Below are 24,877 nucleotides of genomic sequence, written 5' to 3'. Positions count from 1 at the left end.
ACTCCTTTTACTTAGGTTTAACCTCTGTCATGTTTTGAGGAACGTACACGCTCTTATACCAGTTAGCGTAAATTTCATCAGATGTCGTATCCCCGCTACGGGATTTCACAAGCCCATCTTCTCTAGGATCAGCCGTGAGCGAGAGTGTTTCAGTACCCGGTTCTATCGTGTCTTCCTTGGTTTCCGAAGCGATAGAAGGTCTGGAAGCCGAGCAGTTATAAAGCACGTGGCGGATTGCTTTAACATCACCGTCAAACTCAAAAAGAAGCGCGAACTTTTCTGCTTCACCGGTAGTTGCTTTTTCTACCAGCACACCGTTTTTATCAAGTTTTTCTTTTAATATTTCCGTTCTAAACCATTCAGGTATAAGAGCCATTTCCAAGTCGCCACTGTAACCGTTGTTCGCAGTCGACCTGAAGTAGACAATCCCGTCAGCGTAAAACGGTGAGGATTCACCTTCCGCATCAAGGCTTATGCTCACAGCTCCCGGAATAGGTTTAGGCGCATCATAGTTAAAACTTCCGCCTGCGTCTTTTTTAAGTTTTGCCGCGTACACGTTTTTAAGATTGTATTTAACCTTGTTACCCATTTTCTGTTACCTCCATTTCAAAAATGTAGAGTGTTTCATAAAGCTTTTCCGACTCTATGAACGTCTCTGTTTTGTTATAAAAAATGCCGTGCCTATCAAGCACGGCTTCAACTTTTTCTTCCACACTAGGATTCTTATAATCTGTGTATAGTTCAATATGAACTTCGTTTACTTTAAAATACACTTTCCCGTCTGCAGAAAAATTACTGCTCGCAGGCGTAAGAAACACAAGAAACGGTGGGGAAGGTGATTCTCCTTCAGCAAAATGATGGTAAGCGAAAGGAAAACCTATCTCTTGCATAATGTTTAAAAGTTTAGTCATGTTCTATCGCCTCCCTTATTTTTTCTTCGAAGCTTTTAACCGCTTTTTCTTCCGCAAGCTTAATGTGTGCTCTTGCTTCCACACGTCCTCCGCCTCGTTTAGCGTGACCGTACTCTAACAAGTGTGTAAGCTGATACTTGTTTTTTGAGTGAACTACCAGTGTGAGAGCGTTTTCTGTTTCTTTAACAGTTTTCAGCGTCCAACTTTTCGCATACTTACCTGTGTGTTTCGGAGCAGTGTTTTCTATATCTTCTTTAACGGTTTTACCAGCGTTTTTTACTGCTTCTTTTACTTTCCCGGTTGTAACTTTCGCGTAAGTTTTAAGCTCTCTAATAACTTCTTTAGAGAGGCTGCCAATACTTACTTTGCTCACTTTTTACACCTCTTACAGTGAAGTTTCAGGGTTTTCTTCTTATAATTCATGTGGTCAACACCTAAAATCTCGTAAACCGTATCACGGAAAATAATCCTGTAACCAAGAGATGAGACTACGGCGGTTTCTTTCGAATAGCGGATAGTAAAATCTATTTTTGACTCATCCCACACGTTTCCTGCCGAAGTCTGCTCCATTGGGCTTTCAGCACTCACCGTAGCGTAACACTCGTAATATTTACTCCACTTAATCTTATGATTACCAACCTCATCAACTTCAACACTGTTTTTAAGCAGCACAATACGCTCATTTAATAAACTTATTCTCATTTAAAACCCCGTTTTTCTAACAGTAAAAAGCATCGAACGTAAGGTAAGCATAAGCGCGTGGTGGTCGGCTTCTTCCCGATGCTCATACAAGTAGCCTGTAGCGTATAAGACTGCGAGCCGATACTCGTCAAAGTTTTCACTAATCAAACTAGTATCGTTTTTACGAGCTACTCCCTGGCAGAGTTTTTCAGCAGAACGAATAAGGGTGTTGATAAGCTCATCATCTTCTCGACTATCCACCCTAAGATAGTTTTTTGCTTCCTCAACTGTAACTATCATCAACACCCCTCCTTAACTTTTAACCGTCTTTTAAGCTGCTACGCTTGTTTTAACAGGCAGAATCTGTACTGCTTCTTTAAGCACGAGTTTGCCGTCTACACGCTCTTTAGCAACAAAACCTATCATGCCGTTTCCAGCGAAAAGCTCAGTAAGCTCTTTAAACGAGCGTGAACCACGGTCGCCAATGTTGTAGTACGAGTAGTCACCAAAAGCCACCATGTTTTCAGGCGCGTAAGCAGACGTGTATACCGGGTATCCGAGAATCCTGTTCGGCTCATCATCCTGGTATGAAGGCTGCCAAACGTACGCACCGTTATTGTCTTTAAGTTTTCGTATGCTCGCGACTGTTTTATCGTTCATAATAAAACTCGCGTTTTTACGGTATGGTCGCCTCAAAGCGTGAATAAGATCAATCAGATCATCAGTTTTAATACTGGTAGTTTCTTTAAGGAACGTGCCGCCGTCTTTCTTGTTGAAAATACCAGTCGGTTTTCCCACGCCATCCCCGTTAAGAAAAGCGTCTTCCTCAGCGTTAGCCAACGCCATGCCGAAGGATGTGAGAAGATGATTCTCGAGGTTAAACGCATTATCATACAAGAGTTCTTCAGTAACTTTTACCGCAACGTGAAGCTTATGAGCGTCAAGCAGGATTTGAGCAAACTTGGAATCCCCAAAGTTAAGGCTTGCGCCTTCTTCAATCCAAGCCGCCGCAGGATCACTCATCGCAACATTAATCTTATGCTCTCCACTAGTAGTAATAGTGGTAGCAAGAGAGCGAATAATGTTTTCTTCTTTCAACGTTTCAATCAGACGATTATCGTATTCTTCCGGCACAAGATACCCGCCGTCAGCGTCCACGCCTTCCTGCAACACGTTATCGACTCGTTTAAAATTACTTCTAAGAGCTGTAAGCATTGCCTGCTTATACTCGTCACGCGCACGCCCTTGTTTTTCAAGTTTCACACCTGTTTTCATAGGTTTTGCAACAATCGCCTCAGATGTTGGTTTTGAAAGCTCCTTATCCATTACTTCCATCTGCTCTAAACGATCAATTTCCATACTGTAAGCTTTCACTTTCGCTTCCATCTCATCGTAAGTTTTCGCGTCTTCTTCTGAAATAAGCCCGTCCTTGTCACGTTTAGACTCAAGGAAAGCTTTCGCACCCTGCCAAGCCTTATTACGTTTCTCAACCATGTTTGAAATACTGTTCATCATATTTACCTCCAATTTTTGATTAAAAAAAGACGATCCATAAGATCGTCTGCACTAATATTGTTTGTTTCCTTACCGCTTATCCGGCAGGCTTTACATATTTTTTCCAATAACGTGTTTTGCACGCTTGCTTTCGAATACAATGTTGAAACCTGTGGTATGCCAATATCAGCGGTTTCACCTCTAGTTAAAACACCGTCCGCAAACCCGAGTTCTACCGCCTTGTTAGCATCCATCCATGTTTCCGAATCCATTAAATGCGACAGTTTCACACGGTTAAGCCCTGTTTTAATCTCGTAAGCGTTAATAATGGACTCTTTGACCTCATCAAGCATTGATATTGCTTTTTCCATTTCGCCTCTGTTGCCGAAAGCAACAGTCATAGGATTATGAATCATAAGCATTGACACCGGGCTCATATAAACCTTTGTGCCAGCCATCGCAATAACCGATGCCGCCGACGCTGCAATCCCATCAATCTTGACCGTCACACAACCCTTGTAATCCATGAGCATGTTATAGATTTGTGCCGCAGCCACACAATCGCCGCCAGGCGAGTTAATCCACACGGTAATATTTCCACTACCAGCGTTTAACTCGTCTTTAAAAAGTTGTGGTGTAATATCATCATCAAACCATGATTCTTCAGCAATCGTACCGTTAAGAAACAGTGTCCTCTCAAAAATCTCATTATTCTCATTAGTCTCATTGTTTTCCTTTTGGTTTTTCCACTGCCAAAACTTCCTCATTACCTTTTTCCTCCTCTCTTATATAAAGAAGCGACCAAGATTTTCTTGGTCGCTTCATGTTCGTATAACACTCATATAATACCTAAAGAACTAGCTTTACAGTTAGATAATCCACCTTACTTGTATGCTCTTCCATTTAAGGAAACTAGAGAATCAAATAATTGTGTTTCATCTAGAATACTCTCAGTTGGAGTTCTTTCCGTTATTGCAAGTTCTTTATACTTACTAGTAATTCCCTTAACAGCTTCTAATATCGATGGTTTAGAAACTTTGGAATCACTTTTCCTATACTCTTTAATTAAATCAGAAACTGCAAAAATCCCTAATTCCTTAAATTTCTGAGTTCGGTCATGATCATTCAAAGTTTCATTATTACTGATTCTTTCAACATTAAACCTTGTATTGTTTACTTTTTCGTCATAAGCCATCCTAAACTCTAACGAATTTTTCCAACCATAGTCAGAATTGTAAACAAACTTTTCGCCAGTTATGTCTTCAATAGCCATAGCTAGAATATATTCATAGCATCCAGCATCTCTACTATCATAAATAGCATCGTAAAGAGGTTTAATTGCCTTCAGTCCCAGTTTCAATATTCTTTGATAGTTTTTAGAATTCCTAATAAACTTTCCTGGATGTGCCTGCATAGCCACTTGTGGATTAGTCTTCGTCTCAGTTTCTAATTCCACCATCAACTTATTCATGGATCCCTTTATATCATCTAACGTTTCAGCATAAGCTACGTTTACTGGCATCAATTTATTAGCTATATTCCCACTATTCTTTGATGCTGGATTATTTCCAATAATAAAAATTCCAGTAAATACAAATAGAACCAATAAAAGTAAAGTTCCTAGCGAAATATACATTTTTTTCTTAGACATAGTATTACACCTCCTAGAATTCTAATTCGCAGTGTATTTGTGTTGCAAAGAACCATAAACAGAATTAGGGTAATAAGGATCATGACTACCATGGTTAAACAGCTCCAATTGTCCCCATTTAGCACGGCACCACTTAAGACCAGTAACTTTTGCAAAATGAACAATTTTATCAGGAGAATGACCATACGCTAGAATAAATGGATCATATTTATAAGGTCTATAACCTTTCTTTGCCAGATAATTATCCAATTGCGCTTTAGTAGCAGCATCATCACCAAAGTCACTAGGCCATTCGTACGTCATACTACCAGTTGCAAATCCTAGACAATTATATGCTGGCGTAGCCTTATCGCTATAAAACCATGTCCATGAAATACTATCATAAAACGATTTTGGTTGAGATAAAGTATACGCATAAGCAACAGAATTGGATGTGAAAAACAACATTCCAACAACCATTACATAAGTGGTTATTGCTGATAACATCTTTCTTTTTCTAATCATTTGTAAGCACCTCCTTAAAAACAACATCTTTAACTAAGATTGAGATTAATCAGCTTTTATCTCGAATGATCACTATTCTTGTACATTTTATGATTTTTTTATAATGTCACATAAATTATTCCATCCTTTCTGCTATTATTAATTTGTTGTATACTCTCATAGTGTAGGATATTATCTTAGTTAAGTATCCATAGAGATTAAATTCTATTTTTCGCTTAACGTTAAGATAATTCGTTATGTCTTCGTTGCCTAAATGATTCATCCACTGTATAAACAGTTATACTATAATAATATTAATATAACATGTTATATTAATATTATCAAGACACAAATTCATCTTAATCACCTAACTTATTTCTACCAATTACAGTGAACGCTCCAGCACGGTTAAGTGGGAGCATGTTACCGTTAATCAAATACAAGTCACCACCCTCACAGGCTGGAATCTTATCCAAGTTTTCTAACTGTCTAATATCGTTCGCGCTCATCCAACCGTTTTGACGAGCGGTAGCATAACCATTCATACGACTCTGATAGTCTCCTCGAAGAAGACCATCCACGTTAAACTTCACATAATAGGTTTCTTTCTCCTTATCAGTAAAAAGCCGCCTCGTAATAGACTGTTCAAAACGCGCCACCCAAGGATCCAGCGTGTATTTCACAAACTCCAGCGACTGCTGCTCAATATTAGAAAAACTTGATTTTTCTAAATCACCAACCATGTGTGGTGGGACTCTAAAAATACGAGCGATCTCGTTAATCTGAAACTTACGAGTTTCAAGAAACTGTGCTTCGTTAGGCGAAATAGAAATAGGCGTATACTTCATGCCTTCCTCTAAAATCGCTATCTTATGCGAGTTAGAACCCGAGAACCCCTTATTCCAACTATCCCTCATACTTTGAGGATCTTTTACTGTACCGGGGTATTCCAAGATCCCGCTTGGTGTAGCACCGTTAGCGAAAAACGATGCACCATACTCTTCCGTAGCTATCGCCATACCGATAGCGTTTTTTGCCATCGCAATAGGCGAATAGCCAACAAGACCGTCAAAACCAAGACCGGGAATATGAAGCACGTCAAAAGGTTTAAGTTTCACACTCGTTTCTTTACCCGCTAAAACATCACTATCATTTAACGTATACTCGTAAAAAATTTGGCCACTCTCATCCCGGTCAACTCTCATACGATCAGGCATTAAAGGGTATAAGCCTAAAACTTCGCCTTTACCGTTTCGAATAATCTGCGCGTAAGCATTACCCCATAACAGTAGATGCGTCATCAAGGTTTCTCTAAATACGAAGCTTGTCATCTCAAGATTCGGCTCATCATGAAGCACCTTATACAAAGGATGTTTAACAGCTTTAGCCGTACCCGTACTCGTCCGCTCATACACGTGAAGCGGCAGACTCGCCACCGCCTCAGACAGGATACGCACACACGAGTAGACAGCTGTCATCTGCATCGCTGAACGCTCATTCACCCTCTTACCCGAAGAAGACATGCCACTAATAAACCTTTGAGCATTCAAGTTAAAACGATTCTCAGGCTTATCTCTGCTCTTAAAAATTTTACTGAAAATGTTCATACGCACCTCCTTACATGAATAGGATTCCTCGACTGTCATACACACTTTCCGTATTTGCGTTACCGCATCTGATGGCACGGTCAAGTGCCATAATGGTTGCGATAGCACCGTCGATTTTCTCGGTTGATTTTTCCTTATCTGCCTTAATGTTTCCTGCAGGATCGGTGCGGATGAAAATGTTATCCATATTCCAGCGAAGCACCGGATGCCCAGAGTGTGCGATTTTCTGCTCGAGCACAAGCTTCATGAGCTCCTTGGTAGGCGGACTCATATCCTTGAATCCCTGTCCGAACGGAACCACGGTAAACCCCATGTTTTCAAGGTTTTGCACCATTTGCACCGCGCCCCAACGGTCGAAAGCAATCTCACGAATATTGAAACGTTCACCTAAAGTTTCGATGAATTTTTCAATAAACCCGTAGTGAACAACGTTTCCTTCCGTAGTTTTAATAAAACCTTGTTTTTCCCACACGTCATACGGCACATGGTCCCGTTTCACGCGCATATCCAAGGTTTCTTCAGGCACCCAAAAATAGGGTAGGATACGAAACTTATCCGACTCATCTAAAGGCGGAAACACAAGCGAAAAAGCCGTAAGGTCGGTGGTGCTTGAAAGGTCAAGACCCCCGTAGCAGACCCTGCCCTCGAGTTCTTCCTCGTTCACCTGAAAACCGCAAGCATCCCACTTTTCCATCGGCATCCAACGAATAGACTGTTTCACCCACTGGTTAAGACGAAGCTGACGGAAAGCATTCTCTTCACCAGGATTTTGCCGAGCTGACTCGAAAGCAGCCTTAACTTTCTCCATTTGAACCGTCACTCCAAGAGAAGGATTAGCTTTCTTCCACACCTTAGGATCCGTCCAATCATCCGAATCTTTTGCACCATAAATCACGGGGTAAAAAGTTGGATCAATTTTCCTACCCTCGATAATATCCACTGCTTTCTGATGCGTCTCATAGCAGATAGAATGCGTATCCGTACCGGCTGTGGTAATCAGAAAATACAGTGGCTGCATGCGAGCATCCCCGGAGCCTTTAGTCATCACGTCAAACAGTTTACGGTTTGGCTGCGTGTGAAGCTCATCAAACACGACACCGTGAATGTTAAAACCGTGTTTAGAGTACGCTTCAGCCGACAATACTTGGTAGAAGCTGTTAGTTGGTAGGAAAATAATACGTTTTTGCGAAGCTAAAATTTTAACCCTACGATTAAGAGCCGGACACATTCTAACCATGTCAGCCGCCACATCAAACACGATGGTTGCCTGCTGACGGTCAGCCGCACAACCATAAACCTCGGCTCGCTCCTCATTATCCCCACAGCATAAAAGCAGTGCCACTGCCGCGGCAAGCTCACTTTTACCCATTTTCTTAGGTATTTCAATATAAGCAGTATTAAACTGGCGGTAACCGTTCGGTTTAACCACGCCAAACAAGTCCCTGATAATCTGCTCCTGCCAGTCAAGGAGCTTAAAAGGCTTACCAGCCCACGTTCCCTTCGTATGCGTTAAACATTCAATAAAACTTACAGCATAATCCGCTAAATCCTTACTATACGTTGAATCTTCTTTTTTTAACTTAGTAACCTCGTATTTTTCCAACTTAAGCTCCTCCTTTCTTTAGGCATAAAAAAAGACGCTTACTTGCGTCCACATCATTTCTTATCTTTCCTACGAGAAACAGGGCCTTAAAAAGCCCTGCTGCTTTTAACTAGACTTAAAGTTTTTAGTTTCTTGCGTCAAGGATCATTTCTAAAGCCTCGTTTGCAAGCTTGCCTGTTGGCATAATATCCCAGCCTCTATCATAGTTTGCGATAACCTTGTTATTGTTTTTCAAAGTAAGCTTGGAAATTCGCCCCTGGTTAATCCCATATTCGCTTGGCTCTTCAAAAACCTTCATACTGTAGCTTACAACCTGATCTTCAACCCTAAGCGTATCTTGTTCCCACATGATTTTTCTCCTTTTTCTGTGTTTTTTGTTAGTACTATATATCACTCTAAAAGCACATAATAGCAAGCCGTAAACGAGAAAAAATCGCGGATAATTCCACGATTTTTCTCCAGCCTTCCAACCCTATGGCTGACTATCCCCCTTTCTTTTAGCTTCTTGCTTGTTGAATCGCTTGATAAGCTTTTTGAATATCCTTGTCCAAGGTTTCAGCATCCGCAAACAGTTCAAACTCCGTATCGTTGAGTTTTCCTCCGCTTACCTTCCAAAGCTCCTCGTGAGCTTTACTGGCGCAGGTTTTTGCTGTTTGTGCAATGTCGAGCATGCTGATAGCCGAACTAATTTTCCCTTCTTCAGCTTTTTTGATTGCGTTTAGCGCGTAGCGTCTGCATGTTTTAACTTCGTTTGTAAGGTTTTGTAAGATTTCTTTTTTCATAAGGTTTCTCCTTTGTTTCTGTGCTTTTTGCTGATACTATATATCACTCTAAAAGCGCACAATATCAAGCAATAAACGGGATAAAACCGCTGGTATTTCACTAATTATTCTTCTTATAAGCCACCGATTTTTCTGCATTTATCCACGCCATAAACAACACTTAGCCTGCTTCCTGTTTCCCAAGAAACCATGATTGAACCCATATCATCAACACCAAGCACTCTGCCTTTAGTGCCAGAAGGAGGTGCTTGAACATCATCCATTAAGATAAGCTCTACCAAACAACCTTTAGGATAAGTTTTTCTAAGCTTTTCAATTTGTTCTCTGCTTAACGTTCTCATCATTTAGCCCTTTCGATTCTAAAAGCGCATGATCCTTCTAAATTGGAAAGAAGAATCTTTCTATCCTTTTTAAACTCATCTCCGATAAACCCAAGCCTAAGAAGAAAACATCTGAAGGCATACTTATCGTTAACCGCCTTATGTTTAGTTTCATTCACACGTTTTACTTCCAAACTCATTTTGCAAAGAGCAGAAATAAGCTTTATGTAAGTATCCATATGGTCTTGGCTTACGTTTTTAAACCAGGGAAAACTAACCGTTTCACCGTTTTCTTCTATTTCAAGGCTTGTTACATCGAGTGCTTTTTTGAATAAATCACTCTTGTTTTTGATGATTTTCTTTAGCTTAACCACGTCCGTCTTATCCTTAGGAAACTCGACTGTAAGCATGCGCGCACTTTCACTTTTCTTTTCCGGAAGGCTTATACCATAATCACCATCAAGTAGTTGTTTGAGATTCTTTAAGCTTTCAACATCCGTAGATGTTACTGTCCCTGTTTTACCAACTGTGAAAGAGCCTATCTTGTAAGCCATGCTGGGAGTTTTAAGATACGTGGCTTTAAGACCTGTTAAATCTTCTATTGCTTGTATGAGCGGTTTTCTTTTAGAACCTTTTAAACCATATTCTAAGTTCATTTTATACCTCCTTTAGGTTTTTCCTTGTGTATATACATCACTCTAAAGAAGGTTTTTAGCAAGTCTTATGTGCTTTCTTTTCCCTGAAAATAAGCGATATTTTTGAGAACGAAATACACGCAGGGAAGTGCCACGCCGTTGCCCCACATCTTGTATTCTGCCGAATCAGTGTGAGGATTTTTAAGCCATTTGATTATCTGATTTTTACTTTTCGGCTTACAGGCGTTCGTGACTAGTTTTCGATGTGTTTCAAACACGTCCTGCCAAAAGATAAGCTCTTCATCGCTCGGATTTTCTGTTTGAAGATTATCACACCAACAGTCAGGAAAGCCCTGCAGTCTTGCACATTCTTTCGGTGTTAAACGTCTAACCACATAGTGTTTATCCTCATTCATATCATTTACGACAGGAGGATCTTTATAGTCACTAGCCACAAGCGTGTCTGTCATTTCAGCCCGAGCATTCGTGTGATGCGAGTTTTTACTCGTAGAGTACACTATTGCAAGACCGCCTTGATTAGCTTCAGGCGAGTTTAGCCCTGTGTTAATTGTTCTTGCCAGTTTCGTTTCATACACGTTAGCACGCTTATTTTTCGTGTTGAGCGATGTTAAACGAACGTCAAAACAGGTTTTATCACAAACCACAAAAGGCTGATTATTCCCACCAGTTCCAAGACTTGCTCCTATGGTATTACTAATATCTATCGGTCCTTTAAATCTAGAGTCCTGTCCGTGATTTTCAAACACGAGCGGTGGATGGTTTCCCACACTTGCTGTAAGCGTGCCGCTTTTGTTTTCAAACACGTCCATTCTGCTTCCGCCCTGATCGTTTAAACAGTATCTTTCGATTGCATCACCAGTGCCTGTTTCAAAATGTCCGGCAGTTTCTTGCCACGGCTTTCCGCTCGCCGTAAAATCCCCAGGCATGCTTTCTTGCTCAAATAATATTTTTCCGGCACTTTGTCCATCAAAATCTGCGACAAGAAAGATACGTTTTCTTCTCTGGGGTACTCCGAAGTATGAAGCATCAAGTACCCGCCATGCGAGTGAGAAATCTTCTGCCATGACAAGTCCTGCACTGCTCCATTTTTCAGGTCTAGGAGCATTAAACGTATGTCCTTTGACAGCACAGATTTCTTTGATAACTTTCTCGAAGTCTTTTCCTTTATTTGAGGAAAACGCTCCCGGAACGTTCTCCCAAACGATATATCTTGGTTTTTGTCCACCTGTTTTCCTCCTCATCTCTTTAATAATCCGAACCGCTTCAAAAAACAGGTTCGAGCGAGAACCGCTAAGGCCTGCCCGTTTACCTGCAATCGACATGTCCTGACATGGGCTTCCAAACGTGATAATATCAACCGCTTCCACAGTATCGCCTTTAATCTTTGACACATCACCTAAGTGCTTAACATAAGGTAATCTTTTAGTGGTAACCCTTATAGGAAACGGCTCAATTTCACTTGCCCATAAAGGTTTAATCCCTGTAAGCGTAGCTGCTAAAGGAAAACCGCCCGAGCCATCAAAAAGGCTGGCGAGTGTAAGTGTTTTACTCATCGCCAGCCTCTTTCATCATTTCAATTGCCTGCTCGTAGCTATACTGTTTCCCATCTCGTATAAGAACCACATCTTCTGTTTTATCATCATGAAACTTCATGTAGCGTTTAACTGCAACATCAATGAATTTAGGTTCAAGCTCCACTCCAAAACACACTCTTCCAATCTGCTCACAGGCTATAAGCGTGGACGCTGAACCTAAAAACCCGTCTAACACAACACTGTTTGTTTGCGTGCTTTGTTTAATAAGATAAGCAATCAGCGGCACAGGCTTACTGGAAGGATGCCCACAGCCTTCTTCCTTCGAGTTTTTAATCCCGTCGAATTCAAACACGGCTGTCTGTTTCTGATCGCCATACCACTTATGTTTACCGTCTTTACGCCAACCGTAAATAATCGGCTCCATGTTAAACTTCCAGTCCGTTCGCATAAGTGGAGCTCTCGGCTTTTTCCAAATTAAACCGGCTGCAACCTTAAACCCCGCGTCCTCAAAAGCATCGTAGAAAACACGTGCTTTCATGGTCGCGTAAAACTCGTAAATAGACGCGTCAGCGGCCATAGAGTTTTTAAAGTTGGTAAAAACTTTCATTAAAAACTCGTAGCCTTCTTTATCGCTTAAATCATCATTTTTAATTTTCCCTGACGCGTTTTCAAGGTTCACGAAATAAGGTGCGTCCGTGCAAACAAGATTTACTTTCGTTTCACCCAGCAGTTTTTCAAACGTGGAAGAATCGGTTGAATCACCGCAAATAATACGATGCTTACCAAGCGTCCATATGTCACCTGTTTTAGAAAAACACGGTTCTTCCAGCTCTTTTTCAACATCAAAATCATCATCGCTTACGTCTTTATCGGCATCAAAAATACTGGAAAGCTCTGCCTCGTCAAATCCGAGAAGATCAAGGTTAAAATCAGCTCCTTCAAGCTCCGATAACTCGACTGCTAATAGCTCGTTGTCCCAGCCTGCGTTAAGTGAAAGCTTATTATCTGCAATAATATAAGCACGCTTTTGTGTTTCAGTTAAATGGTTTTCTTTCACGCACGGAACTTTTTTAAGACCCAGTTTTAATGCCGCGGCAAGCCTGCCATGCCCTGCAAGAATCGTATTATCATCAGCCACTAGAATTGGGGATAGAAAACCAAACTCACGAATACTTGCCGCTATCTGAGATACTTGTGCCTCAGAGTGTGTGCGAGCGTTTCTCACATACGGGATAAGCTCACTTACGTCAGCCAGATAATACTGCATTTCTTTTTCCATAAGCTTTCCTCCCGTTAGAAAAGACCCCAGCAAGCCAGCTTTTCAAAACCACCCACCGAGTCAATATAATCTTTCGCAATTTTCACAATCTGCGAATACGGTTTACCATCAACCATTTCATCTCCGATAGCACAAGAAAATTCAACCACCCGTCCAGTTTTTTGTGCTTTCAAAAACGAGTAAATGTTAACCGACACGTCAGCTTTCGTAAGATCCTTACCATGCAAGCCGCCGCCTGTAACAGCATCAGCCATGTCTGACCCGAGTTTTCGGTTAACCGCTCCCGTATCCACGTTGATACCGCCCGTCCAGTCGCCTAAAGGATTAACAAACGCATTCGGATAGTCTTTCAATACGTCTTCTCGTTTAGCGTGAGACTGGCAGATGATAAGCTTTTCACCATCAAGAACATACTTGCCGTCATACGGATACTTTTCATAAACCTTTCGAGCAATAGTAGAAAGTTTCTTCTGCTCGCCTGTTAGTGGTACACCTTTAAAAATCCCGTTATCACCCGAGCGAACCATACCATCCTGGTTTCGGCTTAAATGCTTATCCTGTGGCACGACCGTAATATCAATCTTTACTTTCCCAGGGCTTAAACGGTGGATAATATTTTTAATATCCTTAAACTTAAACATCACCGTGCTTTCAATACACACGGCACACTTACCATGCCCGAGCATCACTTCAACAGCAATCTTCGGATTCTCATCCAGCTTGTAAGCCAGATCAACAATTGCTCCAGCAATACGATCCGCAATCTTGTCCGGGTGACTTGGATTTACTTTTTCTATCATAATTTTTCTCCTTATATGTTTTTACGTGTAATAAGCAGGCGTTCCATTAAATCGTTTTGAGGTGAAACACCATCAAACTCAGTCGAACAGTTTTCTTTCACAATTTGGAAAATCTCATTCCAAAGCCTGACCGCCTGATTCATGTAGTTAATACCAATGTTGATAAAAGGCGATGGTATCGGTTTACCCGTGGTAGGATGCTTGGAAAGAAACCCGAGTTTACTGGTTACTTCCTCGCATTGAATCCAACGAGCACAACTCATTGCATACCGTTCAATAAGAGGAGATGGCACTTTACTGCTAACACCAATGTCTTTTAGCCACTTCCATGTTTCTTCAAAAATTTCTTTAGCCTGAAGCTGTGTACCGTCTTTTTGCGTGGCGGATAAAAACTCGTGAGGCTGAGGCATTTCAGCACCTTCAAGCTCCGGAATATCAAGAACGCTTAAAGGCCTGCCACCGGGGTTTCCTTCACTAGCTTTTTCAACAACCGCTTTCTTCTTTCGCCCGGCACCTACGCGTCTGCCGCCACGACCGCCGATATTATTTGATTTTGTAGGCAAACTTTCCGCCTCCTTTCCGCATGAGTTTTAACTATTAAAAAATTTTTGTGTCTGATTTTGCCTATTACCCTTTTGAATATGCTGTTTTTGCACGCGAGACCCTGCGCCCGTTCCCCGGGGAATAGGTTTTTAGAGATTTTGACCGCCCCTGGGGTGGTTTTTATTTGTTATGCCAGCGATCTCCACGCTTAGCGTGAATTTTAGAGTGACAGGATTTGCATAGAGAAATAAGATTATTCCTCTCATGCGTTCCGCCTTCAGCAATCGGTTTAATATGATGAACCTGCTCAACAGGCACAAGCATATGGTTCTTAAAGCAAAGCTCACAGAAAGGATGCTCTCTCACATAAGAGTCCCTTACTTTCTGCCATGCTCTGCCGTAACGTTTGTGAGCATCATAAGGTCGCTCGTATTTTTCGTAGCGCCGGTTCTCTTGTTTTAAGTGTTCCTCACAAAACCTGCCGTCAGTTAGGTTCGGACAGCCTTGATAAGAACACGGTCTTTTAGGTTTTCTTGGCAAGACTCATCCTCCTTTCAGCAAGCTTGCGCGTATTATATAATTAGTAGGACAAAACAGTTCATGGAGTAGATGTAATGAAAAAATGTAAAACCGTAGCAAATATCCTTTGGGCATTAGGTGTTTTCTCATTACTTTTAGTGATTTTAGAAGAAAGTAACATTACGCATTTTCTTCCCATATACTTAGTCCATAAGCCTACAACTACAGAGCAAATTAACCTATCCAATACGCTAACGTTATCCATTTGCTGTATAGGCTATCTTCTTTTAGGCATATCACTAGTTCTTAAAATCGTTACCGCTACATCAACAAAGAAACTGCCTCAAACTAACAAGCCAATATATATAAAGGTCATACTTATCTCATTAAAAGTAGTAGCAGTCATTTTCACACTGCTAATAATTGCCTTCTCCTTATTATTTGCTTTCTTTTCCTTCCTAATTTTAGTTGTTGATTTTAATACTCCGCAATAAGTAACTCGAAATAAGAAGGAGTTCATAGCATTAAAATGCTATGAACTCCTTCTGACTATAGAAATATGATAATTAGCTTGCCATAAACTCCGCATACATTTGACCTAATATCTTGGCTTCCGCCCTCGTAGGCAAAACATCAGTTTTAGCAGCTTGTTTCAAAAGGCCTTCCTTTACATTTTCTAACGGGGCAAAATCTATACGATCAGCTAATTTTGTGAAGGCACTAATGACATTATCTTTAGACGAATTAAATCGTTCTTGATAAAACATCTTAATTCGTTCACGCTTACTAAGCTGATATAGTTGTGATATAGATTTTGAAAACCTTGTATCACTATTATCTTTCTTCATGGAAGAAACAATGAGATAAGCATCTGCGTCTGCGAGTACATCGTCATAACCAAATCCTTGTCCATCAGTTTTACTACCCAAATGCTCCTTTAACCATTTCGATAAATCTTGATCTTTGGCAACCCTCCTATAATTTCCAAACATTTGTAGTAAATCTAACAACCATCCACCTAAATCACCTAAGCTATAATAACCTTTATTTTTTGGAATTCCCCAGTGAATATAGCCTAAGGCAGTAGCAGACATATGAGCAATATCTATATCTGTCACCTTATCTTTAATAGATGGCTGTTGCGAACATACAGCATGACATAAAGAACGTGCTTTAATATCATGTTTATCAACACTAAATTCTGGAGTATAAAATCTCCACAAAGCAAAGTATTTGTCGCCCCAATATTTTGGTTTCCGTAAGTACTCGAAAATATATTGGCCAACTGCAAACCGATATCCAGTTAATGGGTTGGAAATACCTTCAAACCCTTTCAAACATTCTTTTTCTGTTGTAGTCACCCATTTAATAAATTGAGTTTCGTCTTGCTGATATTTCTGAGATGATATCACACTATTACAGGCTGGTATTTTCCCATTGTAAGCAACCTTGTCTAAGTCCCATTTACCACCATATCCTGAGATTTCATGGAATTGATCATAGTTCCAGTTCTTAGGAATTGGGAATCCCAGATTGCCACTAAAACCAGTAGACATATCTGATACGAAACTAGAAGCAGACAACCCTACATTCGATATCCTTGTACACACGTTACGTGACGCATAGATACCCACTGAGTAACGAGAATCAATAGTTTCATTAATACCTTTAAAATAAGGAATAATGTTACTATCAATCTGATAATCATAAATATCCATGTCTACCGCAAAATAGATTGCTGTTGCTGGTACACCTTTAGATAATGCTGCTTCACTAGCTTTCTTACCGTGTTCAAGACCTTTTTGATACGTAAAGTCACTAAGATTACGACCATTTTCTTGGAAAATAGGGAAATATTTCAAGCCTCCATCAACAATACGTTTCAGCTCGCCTTCACGGATTTCTTTAAACGAGCCACCTGTTAAATAACGTCCAACAATTTCATATCCGTCGCGTTTAAGAGTATTGAGTAATTCCGAAGTAATTTCAAAACGTGTGTCGCATGCTTTTGCTTTTCTGTCTGGATTACCTTTACTAGTTAACAACGACATCCACGTGTTAACATCAAGTGCTCCGGTGACTGGAAGCTTGTAGTCTTTCTGGAATTTGGTGAGTTGCTCAGCAAAATCATCATCCCAATTCTCATTTTGAAGACAATCATATCTAATGCAATTAAGTACAGCTTTTGCTAACCATACCCACTTACCATAGGAAGAAGCGTTTTGTCTGCTAATAGTTTTCAAATTACGTCGTGTACCATGTCCAAAATTACCCGTGGCATCATCAGGCGAATAACCTTCTAACGACTGTAAAATTTGGATAAGTGCGGTATTCATTTCTCGACCATACAAACCATCACAAGGAATAATACCCGTATAGTTCTTATAGGTTCGGTTAATAGTTTGTTGAATAATCCTAACAACGCCAGTACCACCGTAACGATTTAGTAAAACAAACTGTTGCATGGAAAGAAGTGCTTTCATTACATCAATTGTTACAGTAGAATCACCACCAATACCCATATCATTCTTCAACTCTTTAACAGCACGCCCTGTTCCACTATAAAAGTGTTGCGTAATATTATTACTTGTCGAATAGCCCTTGCACCATAAAGCACCTTGAATAATCGAGTAAACATTACTTTTCGACTCATCACTATCATCTTGTTGTTTAACACCGTGTGGATAACGTTGATTAAATTTTCGTGTTGTACCCGCACCAAAATTAGCAGCTGTATGCTGAATTCCTAATTCAATTTGCAATGCAACAATCAAACCATTGATAGTGTCCCAGCCAGTATGACCACTCTCTTTTACTTTCGTATAACGAGTATCATCACCATAGGTTTTGTTTAACCATTGCTGTGTTTGCAATACCATCTGATCCATGTTATGTCCTCCTTTTGGGCATGAAAAAAGCCCTGAAAGATTACTCTTTCAAGGCTTAGTATTTATAATTTTTGCTAAGTTTATAATACCATATAGAAGGCTGTAACATCTCGTATCAGAGCGTACCAAACCGTACCATTTTTTCAGATTTGGATTAGATTATCTGGTAAAACCATGTGCTCTAACGCTTTACCATGCCATCTTATAATCGTCATTCTGCTAGCATGGAGTTCGTTACCAATATCCTCCCACGTCATGTTACTCATGTAACGGTAGCGTAAAATCATCTGCTCATCCACGCTTTCAAGCTTAGAAATCACTTCTAAAATCTGCTCTTTCAAACTGATAAGCATCGTAATCTCCATGTTAATCTTGGCTTCTAAATCCATAACCCTTATAAGAGCTTTCACAAACGGAGCTTCCACGCTTCGAGTCGTCTGCACATACTCTCTGTCGTATCTTAATGAAGAAACACTTGTAGCAAGCTCACGCAGTCTTACTACCTCGTCCATGTCAGCCTTAATCCGCTTATCAAGAAGATAGGCTTGCCGTAAGTATTCTTTTTTGTTCATTCTTACCTCCATTTTGAGGTAAGTTCTCTCTAGAACCCCTTTCCCTCACTTCGTTAATTGATAGTCTTGCTTTAACCGACTCGATTAAAGCATCCTGCACTTTAGCCTTCATGCTTAAAGCCCTCATCACGTCTTCATCAATCGTGTTCTTAGTGATGATGTGATGGATTACAACCGTGCCGGTTTGACCCTGACGGTTAAGCCTGGCGTTCGTCTGCTGGTAAAGTTCCAAACTCCAAGTCAGGGAAAACCAGATAAGTGTAGAGCCGCCAGCCTGTAGGTTAAGACCATGACCTGCAGAAGCCGGGTGAATCAATGCTACAGGAATCATGCCGGCATTCCAGTCAGCAATATCAGCACTCGTTTTAATCTCACGCACGTTAAAACGTTTCTTAATCCGCTCAAGATCATGCCTAAACCAGTAAGCTACAAGCACCGGTTTACCGTTAGCAGCCTCGATTAAATCCTCTAACGCGTCCAGCTTACGATCATGAATATGAACGCTTTCTTTTTTCTCGTTATAAACCGCGCCGCCTGCCATTTGAAGAAGCTTATTTGAAAGAGACGCTGCGTTAATCGCATCAATCTCTTTACCCTCCAACGACACCACCATATCCTGTTTCAGCTCATCATAGAGTTTTCGCTCCTTACCGGATAACTCTACTTTCACCTCGTTTATCACACACGCCGGCATGTTCAAATAGTCTTTCGACTTCATCGAAATCGTAATATCAGCTATCTGCTTATAGATTAAACTCTCAGCACCATCTTTAGGCTTATAAGAAAAAATCATGTGCTGGTTACGCTTATCAGGATCAAAAAAGTTCTGCCGATAATACGTAATATAACGGCCTAGCCTTTCACCCATATCAAGCAGCCTAAACTCAGCCCACAAATCCATAAGCCCGTTAGAAGAAGGCGTTCCTGTAAGACCTACAATCCTTTTAACTTTCGGCCTAGCCTTCAGTAATGCTTTAAAACGTTTCGCCTGATACGATTTAAAACTTGAAAGCTCATCTATCACAACCATGTCAAAATTAAACGGCAGGCCGCTTTTCATTATCAGCCACTCCACGTTTTCACGGTTAATAATATAAACGTGAGCAGGCGTTTTTAGTGCTTGAATCCGCTCCTTCTCACTGCCTGTTACCACAGAATAAGTCAAGTGTTTTAAATGCTCCCACTTTTCTAACTCTAAAGGCCACGTAGTGTTCGCAACCCTAAGAGGAGCGATAACAAGAGTCCTGGAAACATCAAACGAGTCAAGCATCAGGTCGTTAATCGCTGTAAGACTTATCACACTCTTACCAAGTCCCATTTCAAGCAAGACCGCTGAAACCGGGTGTGTGATAATAAAATCAGTCGCATACTTTTGATACTCATGTGGCTCGTATCGCATCAATCACACCTCCAATCTGACTCTTCTCATCAACCACGAAAACCTTAAAACCTAAAGCCTGTAAATCCTTCATCCGTTTCACCTGTAAAACTCTAGGCTTTTTACCTGGTGCTTTAAGCTCCACAAAACCAATCTTGCCACCATTAAGTAAAACCAGCCTGTCAGGAAGCCCGTCAACAGAAGGACTCGTAAGCTTTAAACAAAGTCCTCCCATAGCTTTAACTTCACAAACGAGTTTTCGCTCAACCTCCCGTTCTCTTACTATTATTTTTTGTTTTCTTATCACTGCTTCTTATCCTTTCTATCGGGACAAGGACGGACAAGTGACTAAAAATCCCTTTACGCGCGAATACACGTGTTACGTGTACGCTATAAGTAATAAATAAAGATTTTATTTAATATAGATTTTCATGTGTTGTCCGTCCCTGTTCGTCCAAAGCCTGTTGTTATTAGTGGGACAAGTGACAAAGTCAGGACAAGCTACATTCAGTTGTCCTGTTTTTATCCGCTTGTCCACTCAAATTCTGGTATAAATTCTTTGCCTTCCATAGATTGGTATGGTTCTACGATTGTCAGATCTTTGCCAGTCTTTCAAACGTTTCATAATCGCCGATATTGTGTAACTGTCGATAGGCTTAATATCTTCTTTGGCTTTCCCGAAGCATTCGCACCATATTTCAATGTTGGATACTTCCATGCGTTTAATCGCACCTTTAGGCCGTGTCGGATCCTCCATGTCACGGAAGTAATCTCGCCGCCTGTAAATATCCATTTCATTCCAAGTATCGGGTAGAAGCATGTTAAGATACTCTCTGACAATGCCTTCACGGTCGTCTTGTTGCATGGCTTCACGCTGTTCTTCTTTAGCGAAAGCCTCCAAGCTCTTGTCAAGGAACAGTTCTTCACCCGCCTTGGAAATAACCATGGTTTCCGCCCATATTTGGTCAACCAGTTCTCGCGTCATTTCCCAAGGCTTATACTTACCGTTTCCCGACACTTTCACATTCCAAAAACGCCGGTTACCCGTAACATCCCTTAAATAACCGTTTTCACTATTCGTTGTACCGAAGAACACGCACTGCCTCGGGTGTGGCGCTACACGTTTCCCAAAAGAAGCACGATACTTATCGTCACGTCTTGAAACAAAAGCTTTTACCTTATCAAGGTCAGCTTTTTTCATGCCCGCAAGCTCGCTGATTTCATGAATCCAATATCCTTGGAGTTTTTCAGCCGCCGTCTTATCATTCATGTCTGAAAGTGTGAGACTGTCTGAAAACCATTCCATGCCAAGGTTTGCTATAAACGTTGACTTGCCGATACCTTGTGCACCGTTAAAAACAGGAAGGTAGTCAAATTTAATACCGGGATGGTAGATACGCATGTATGCTGCACACAGTGTTTTTCTACACACTGCACGAATATACGCGTTGTTTTCAGCACCAAGATAGTCGATAAAAAGCGTGTCTACACGTTTCACACCATCCCATTGAGGAAGACTCTCAAAATAGCGTCTTATCGGATGATAACTTCTATCATCTGATACTTTCGTTACGGCAATATCATAGTTTCTCTGTGAAAACGAACCATAATGGTCGTCAACGTAGCAGATAAGCTGCGCGTCGTCCGCGTCCCTCCAAAACTTCGCAGGATGCTGCCAAGGCACATCGCCTTTAATTTCAAGACCATCAGCCAGCTGGTTAAAAACGATTCCTTTAAGCAAAGGATCGTGTTTAATAATGAGTTTCGCATTATAGAGCGAGTTTTCTAAAACCGCGCCTTTAGACGTGTAGCGTAGTTTTTTCTTCCAATCCTCACTGTCAACAAAATCATCTTTTGCTTCCGAGAGTCTCTCGTTTGCCGCTTGAAGTTTTACTTCATCAAGACTCATCGCAAACTCGCTCATTTTCTTAAACGACTCTTTCTCGTCTAAGCTAGCGAATTTGTGCGTGCGAACGATATCAAAAGCGTTACACAGTTTTAAATACGCCGGGTCTTTAGCGTGATGAGAGTAAACGAACTTGTCTTCGATAATCTCAACTCCTGCCATACTGTGTGAGGCTATAAGATGCCAGCGGTTTTCATTATCTGTCGGCTCATATATGTCGCTTAAAAACTTTTCCAAAGCAAGAGTTATCGGATAGAATACTCGGTTAAACAATCCAACCACACCATTTTTTGCGAGTGGATCTTGCACTTTCTGCTTTTGCACCTGATTCGCTTTACTCTCACGAGATGAGGTCGGAAGCCTGGTTGGATCTGTCCACTCAGGGTGAGCGGATAAAATATCATCTGGATTAAGCCAGTCTTTTTCAACCTCTTTATACTCGTACACGCCGTTTTGTGGCGTGGACGGCCAGTACATGAGCTGGTTAGGCAAGTAAGAGCATTCATCAAACTGGTCAATACCCAGCATGTCAGCTAAATACCTTGATACTGCTACAAACTCGTCAGGTGTTACATTCCTTGTTAAAGGAAAAACAATTCTCACCCTCGGATTATCAGGCGTGTGGCTGTGTGTCGTGTACAGAAAAGACGTGTATGGAGCAACACTCTCATAGAGTGCAATAAAATCTTTAGCAACATGATCTCCATCTAAGGCGAGCATGGAGCGAAACTCAACACTGTCGACTTTTCGCCTACCATAAGCCAACGCTCCTGCAACGAAACCACCGTGGTCTTTTGCAAGATCACGATCCGTTTTCTTCATTTTCGCATACTCTTCCGCTGACTCTGAGGTACGAATCGTCACTTTAAGACGATCTTTCAGCTCATCATAAGTGATGGTCTTATTAACCCACGTCTTTGCCTGCCTGTTGTTACCGTAAGCGATAGCTAAACTACGCATCAATATTCACCTCCAAATCCTTATCCGTAAAATACTTAATCGGCTGGTTTCGTTTTTCTGCCAAATTGATTTCTACTTGCATGCCGCCTGTGATTTTTTCTCCGAACACCCATAGTTCGTTGCATTTGCCTAAGAGGATAATGTCCATAAACATCGCATCCCCTCTATGCTTTTGATTCTCATCATCCATGAACGGGAAAAGCAGGTGTGGAGTGATTGGGATTGCTCCGCGTGAATACGCGTAAGCCGCACACTGAATAGCGTGTTGCACATTTTTCTCCTTATCTCCACGGTAGGGAGCACAAATGTAGACGATAGGCTTGAAGTTTGGTGTTGTTTCTAAATGTTTTTTATAAGACTTACTCATCTTTAGCCTCCTGTTCAATCAACGGGTAGATCCCGTGTTGTGTCATGAGGTGATAGATGAAAAGCCTGCCTTTCTGCGTCCAATAGGTGTGAACCTTTGAATGAGTAATACCCTTAGCGTCTTCATAAGTATGCGTTTTTGTGCTGGTATAGCCTTTCTCAGCATATTTTTGATATAAAAGCCAAGTATCAGATTGCTTAAATTGGACACCAAGGTCATGTAAATAGTTGTTCATCCACTGTGCCGATTTACCATAATCTTTTGCAATCACACGCATGGAGATTATGTCTTTGCATTTAAGCACAACATCGTAATAGCTGGCTTTCGGTTTAAGCTCTGCTATCTGCTGTGTTTGCAAGGCTACAGTATTGGTAAGTTTCAGATTTTGTGCTTCAAGCAGACTCAATTTCCTATTGGCTATTTGCAACGCACGTGCCATTACCGCATCAGGCGAGTTCCACTTCTCTTCAACAGAAATAAAGTATTCTCGGAATTTTCTGCCAAGTTCTGTACGCTGAATCATACATAGCTGTTTTGCCATATCAATAGTAAGCTGATGATTGGTTGCTGGTCTTCCACCAGTACTTTCCGACAAAAATGTCGAAAAGTCCTTACCCTCAACAAAACCGTAATCACACATTCTTGGAAACCACTTATCATAAGGTGTTCCGATATTAAGTGCTTGATGCAAAACACGGCCATCTACAGTCGGACGTTCATTGTTATAACTGATTTTGATTAGCTCTTTCATAGTAGCTACCTCCTAATTTTTATTGGAGGAGTTGGTTCCTCCTATGAAGTAGCCACGGCGGATGCCAAAATCTGACGCTTTTTTGAAATTCTTTACTAACTTTTTCTCAGCCCGCTTCAGCTTCTGAGTAATGTTGTTAGCCAAGCGATCCACGGCTTTTTTATAATCAGCCTCCGTTTCAAAAGCATCATGGCTAAGCATGGATGCAGCCTTTTCGTTAATCGCCACCTTCCTAATACGAACAGCCATAAAAAGATCCGCCACATCCGGCTTTAAAATCGAGTAAACAAACGATTCAACTGCCCTATATTCTTCTGAAGCTTTAATCTGATTTACTGTTTTGAAAAAGATGCCAGAGTCTCTAACATCACTCATGCAAGACTCATAATCATCGGTTTCCTCACCATCGTCACCGCTGTAAGGCTTAGTAAAACCTTTATGCCTCTCATATTTATGCAGAGAGTTATACTCGGGACGGTTAAACTCAGCATCTACCTTTTCTTGTGCTCTTTTCTCAAACTCTTCTTCGCTTTCATCGGGAAGAAGGTCGATATTAAGCCAGCCTTTAACCTCATCAAGCTTGAGGTCGAATGTTGTAAAATGATTGTCACAACGTAATTGAATTCTCATAAAAAATCCTCCATCTGATTTCCGATGAAGGAATTTCTTGAATTCAGCTCAAATAAGGCATGACAAAACACCACAAGCTAGAACGAATAATTCCTTCATCTTGACTTGCAGCTGCCTCATTCAGTAAGACTGCTGACATTATTAAGTTGTTCTACACAAGCTCTGAATCAGCCTGTTGATCAAGTAGGCATACTTGTGTAGATGAATTGAGGCTAATGCCTCGAGTGATGCAGGTCCGATTGAATAATCAGACCTGCGATTATTTAGATTTTTTAGAGTGGTTACTTTCCACTTTTCTTTGTTTGTGCGAGAGCACTGCCAGCTACAGACTTGGCTGTCTTGCTATAGCGTCCATCACGCATCACTTTGCTAGCCTTGGAAGCTACTCGCTTCGAGGTTTGCTTAGTATTCTTTTGCATTTTCATCACCTCCTAAACATGCAGAAAATCTTGTTTTTCGCCAAGATTTTCTGATATAATTTGTGCGAGAAAATCTCAATACATTTGAATCTCACTTACACTTAGAGAATAACAATTTGCTTATTGTGAAATTCGGATTTCT

At 40.9% G+C, this 24,877-nt stretch carries 30 protein-coding genes; 1 reads left to right on the top strand and 29 read right to left on the bottom strand.

Going from position 1 to position 24,877, the window contains the following annotated elements; all coding sequences use genetic code 11:
- Window positions 1-7: 7 nt before the first annotated feature.
- From HXT47_RS02785 to HXT47_RS02690, 20 genes are all read right to left on the bottom strand, one after another.
- Window positions 8-589, bottom strand: a complete 582-nt coding sequence (locus tag HXT47_RS02785; protein WP_421784291.1) for a major tail protein — start codon at window positions 587-589, stop codon at window positions 8-10.
- Window positions 582-911: a hypothetical protein gene (locus tag HXT47_RS02780; RefSeq protein ID WP_421789302.1), complete on the bottom strand. Its 330-nt coding sequence runs from the start codon at window positions 909-911 to the stop codon at window positions 582-584. Before HXT47_RS02780 ends, HXT47_RS02785 begins: the two co-directional genes overlap by 8 nt.
- Window positions 904-1,284, bottom strand: coding sequence for an HK97 gp10 family phage protein (locus tag HXT47_RS02775; protein ID WP_421789300.1), 381 nt, complete (start codon window positions 1,282-1,284; stop codon window positions 904-906). The genes HXT47_RS02780 and HXT47_RS02775 overlap by 8 nt, the downstream gene beginning before the upstream one ends.
- Entirely contained in the window at window positions 1,281-1,613 is a 333-nt protein-coding gene (locus HXT47_RS02770; RefSeq protein WP_421789298.1) for a phage head closure protein, read from the bottom strand. The genes HXT47_RS02775 and HXT47_RS02770 overlap by 4 nt, the downstream gene beginning before the upstream one ends.
- Window positions 1,614-1,892: a head-tail connector protein gene (locus HXT47_RS02765; protein WP_004125785.1), complete on the bottom strand. Its 279-nt coding sequence runs from the start codon at window positions 1,890-1,892 to the stop codon at window positions 1,614-1,616.
- A gap of 30 nt (window positions 1,893-1,922) precedes the next feature.
- Window positions 1,923-3,107: a phage major capsid protein gene (locus HXT47_RS02760; protein WP_421789296.1), complete on the bottom strand. Its 1,185-nt coding sequence runs from the start codon at window positions 3,105-3,107 to the stop codon at window positions 1,923-1,925.
- A gap of 2 nt (window positions 3,108-3,109) precedes the next feature.
- Complete coding sequence (locus tag HXT47_RS02755) at window positions 3,110-3,853, bottom strand: head maturation protease, ClpP-related (RefSeq protein WP_421789294.1); 744 nt, start codon at window positions 3,851-3,853, stop codon at window positions 3,110-3,112.
- A 116-nt stretch (window positions 3,854-3,969) separates the two neighbouring features.
- Window positions 3,970-4,737, bottom strand: a complete 768-nt coding sequence (locus tag HXT47_RS02750) for a hypothetical protein (RefSeq protein ID WP_103084278.1) — start codon at window positions 4,735-4,737, stop codon at window positions 3,970-3,972.
- 21 nt (window positions 4,738-4,758) lie between these two features.
- Window positions 4,759-5,241, bottom strand: a complete 483-nt coding sequence (locus HXT47_RS02745; RefSeq protein ID WP_112928567.1) for a DUF7689 domain-containing protein — start codon at window positions 5,239-5,241, stop codon at window positions 4,759-4,761.
- 338 nt (window positions 5,242-5,579) lie between these two features.
- On the bottom strand, window positions 5,580-6,827 hold the full coding sequence (locus HXT47_RS02740) for a phage portal protein (RefSeq protein ID WP_421789292.1): 1,248 nt from the start codon (window positions 6,825-6,827) through the stop codon (window positions 5,580-5,582).
- A gap of 10 nt (window positions 6,828-6,837) precedes the next feature.
- Window positions 6,838-8,430: a terminase large subunit gene (locus tag HXT47_RS02735; protein ID WP_421789290.1), complete on the bottom strand. Its 1,593-nt coding sequence runs from the start codon at window positions 8,428-8,430 to the stop codon at window positions 6,838-6,840.
- Between the two features lie 124 nt (window positions 8,431-8,554).
- The gene (locus tag HXT47_RS02730; protein ID WP_065189402.1) at window positions 8,555-8,779 is read right to left on the bottom strand and encodes a DUF7678 domain-containing protein; all 225 of its coding nucleotides are present in this window, start codon (window positions 8,777-8,779) and stop codon (window positions 8,555-8,557) included.
- Window positions 8,780-8,927: 148 nt separating this feature from the next.
- Window positions 8,928-9,212, bottom strand: coding sequence for a transcriptional regulator (locus HXT47_RS02725; RefSeq protein WP_065189401.1), 285 nt, complete (start codon window positions 9,210-9,212; stop codon window positions 8,928-8,930).
- A 113-nt stretch (window positions 9,213-9,325) separates the two neighbouring features.
- Window positions 9,326-9,556, bottom strand: a complete 231-nt coding sequence (locus tag HXT47_RS02720; RefSeq protein WP_421789288.1) for a DUF4314 domain-containing protein — start codon at window positions 9,554-9,556, stop codon at window positions 9,326-9,328.
- Window positions 9,553-10,188 carry a virulence protein gene (locus HXT47_RS02715; protein ID WP_421789286.1) on the bottom strand — a complete coding sequence of 212 codons (636 nt, stop codon included), beginning with the start codon at window positions 10,186-10,188 and terminating at the stop codon, window positions 9,553-9,555. Before HXT47_RS02715 ends, HXT47_RS02720 begins: the two co-directional genes overlap by 4 nt.
- Before the next feature lie 65 nt (window positions 10,189-10,253).
- Window positions 10,254-11,741, bottom strand: a complete 1,488-nt coding sequence (gene dcm / locus HXT47_RS02710; RefSeq protein WP_421789284.1) for a DNA (cytosine-5-)-methyltransferase — start codon at window positions 11,739-11,741, stop codon at window positions 10,254-10,256.
- Complete coding sequence (locus HXT47_RS02705) at window positions 11,734-13,002, bottom strand: site-specific DNA-methyltransferase (protein WP_421789282.1); 1,269 nt, start codon at window positions 13,000-13,002, stop codon at window positions 11,734-11,736. Before HXT47_RS02705 ends, dcm begins: the two co-directional genes overlap by 8 nt.
- A 14-nt stretch (window positions 13,003-13,016) precedes the next feature.
- Window positions 13,017-13,802, bottom strand: a complete 786-nt coding sequence (locus HXT47_RS02700; RefSeq protein WP_421789280.1) for an S-adenosylmethionine synthetase N-terminal domain-containing protein — start codon at window positions 13,800-13,802, stop codon at window positions 13,017-13,019.
- Window positions 13,803-13,813: 11 nt separating this feature from the next.
- Window positions 13,814-14,365: a P27 family phage terminase small subunit gene (locus tag HXT47_RS02695; protein WP_116712582.1), complete on the bottom strand. Its 552-nt coding sequence runs from the start codon at window positions 14,363-14,365 to the stop codon at window positions 13,814-13,816.
- A 160-nt stretch (window positions 14,366-14,525) separates the two neighbouring features.
- The gene (locus HXT47_RS02690; protein WP_285085396.1) at window positions 14,526-14,885 is read right to left on the bottom strand and encodes an HNH endonuclease; all 360 of its coding nucleotides are present in this window, start codon (window positions 14,883-14,885) and stop codon (window positions 14,526-14,528) included.
- Between the two features lie 74 nt (window positions 14,886-14,959).
- Here HXT47_RS02690 and HXT47_RS02685 point away from each other — a divergent pair, with 74 nt between their 5' ends.
- Window positions 14,960-15,358 (top strand): hypothetical protein, encoded by a 399-nt coding sequence (locus tag HXT47_RS02685; RefSeq protein ID WP_006303439.1) that lies wholly within the window; start codon window positions 14,960-14,962, stop codon window positions 15,356-15,358.
- A gap of 72 nt (window positions 15,359-15,430) precedes the next feature.
- Here the strand turns inward: HXT47_RS02685 and HXT47_RS02680 are convergent, their stop codons facing one another.
- The 9 genes from HXT47_RS02680 to HXT47_RS02640 all read right to left on the bottom strand — a co-directional run bounded on the left by HXT47_RS02680 (window position 15,431) and on the right by HXT47_RS02640 (window position 24,735).
- Window positions 15,431-17,752 carry a glycoside hydrolase domain-containing protein gene (locus HXT47_RS02680; protein WP_421789277.1) on the bottom strand — a complete coding sequence of 774 codons (2,322 nt, stop codon included), beginning with the start codon at window positions 17,750-17,752 and terminating at the stop codon, window positions 15,431-15,433.
- Window positions 17,753-17,895: 143 nt separating this feature from the next.
- Window positions 17,896-18,324, bottom strand: a complete 429-nt coding sequence (locus HXT47_RS02675) for a sigma factor-like helix-turn-helix DNA-binding protein (RefSeq protein ID WP_065189592.1) — start codon at window positions 18,322-18,324, stop codon at window positions 17,896-17,898.
- Window positions 18,284-19,723 (bottom strand): SNF2-related protein, encoded by a 1,440-nt coding sequence (locus tag HXT47_RS02670; protein ID WP_421789275.1) that lies wholly within the window; start codon window positions 19,721-19,723, stop codon window positions 18,284-18,286. The genes HXT47_RS02675 and HXT47_RS02670 overlap by 41 nt, the downstream gene beginning before the upstream one ends.
- The gene (locus HXT47_RS02665) at window positions 19,704-19,937 is read right to left on the bottom strand and encodes a VRR-NUC domain-containing protein (RefSeq protein ID WP_421789273.1); all 234 of its coding nucleotides are present in this window, start codon (window positions 19,935-19,937) and stop codon (window positions 19,704-19,706) included. The genes HXT47_RS02670 and HXT47_RS02665 overlap by 20 nt, the downstream gene beginning before the upstream one ends.
- A 303-nt stretch (window positions 19,938-20,240) precedes the next feature.
- Window positions 20,241-22,568, bottom strand: a complete 2,328-nt coding sequence (locus tag HXT47_RS02660) for a VapE domain-containing protein (protein ID WP_421789271.1) — start codon at window positions 22,566-22,568, stop codon at window positions 20,241-20,243.
- On the bottom strand, window positions 22,561-22,935 hold the full coding sequence (locus HXT47_RS02655) for a hypothetical protein (RefSeq protein WP_421789269.1): 375 nt from the start codon (window positions 22,933-22,935) through the stop codon (window positions 22,561-22,563). Before HXT47_RS02655 ends, HXT47_RS02660 begins: the two co-directional genes overlap by 8 nt.
- Window positions 22,928-23,686: a phage antirepressor KilAC domain-containing protein gene (locus HXT47_RS02650; RefSeq protein ID WP_421789267.1), complete on the bottom strand. Its 759-nt coding sequence runs from the start codon at window positions 23,684-23,686 to the stop codon at window positions 22,928-22,930. The genes HXT47_RS02655 and HXT47_RS02650 overlap by 8 nt, the downstream gene beginning before the upstream one ends.
- Before the next feature lie 12 nt (window positions 23,687-23,698).
- On the bottom strand, window positions 23,699-24,316 hold the full coding sequence (locus tag HXT47_RS02645) for a hypothetical protein (RefSeq protein WP_421789265.1): 618 nt from the start codon (window positions 24,314-24,316) through the stop codon (window positions 23,699-23,701).
- 281 nt (window positions 24,317-24,597) lie between these two features.
- Window positions 24,598-24,735 (bottom strand): hypothetical protein, encoded by a 138-nt coding sequence (locus HXT47_RS02640; RefSeq protein ID WP_180947116.1) that lies wholly within the window; start codon window positions 24,733-24,735, stop codon window positions 24,598-24,600.
- Between the last annotated feature and the right edge of the window lie 142 nt (window positions 24,736-24,877).

The organism is Gardnerella sp. DNF01205, assembly GCF_049244135.1.
In the GTDB taxonomy this organism is placed as follows: domain Bacteria; phylum Actinomycetota; class Actinomycetes; order Actinomycetales; family Bifidobacteriaceae; genus Bifidobacterium; species Bifidobacterium leopoldii.
This window is presented reverse-complemented; position numbering and strand designations above follow the sequence as displayed.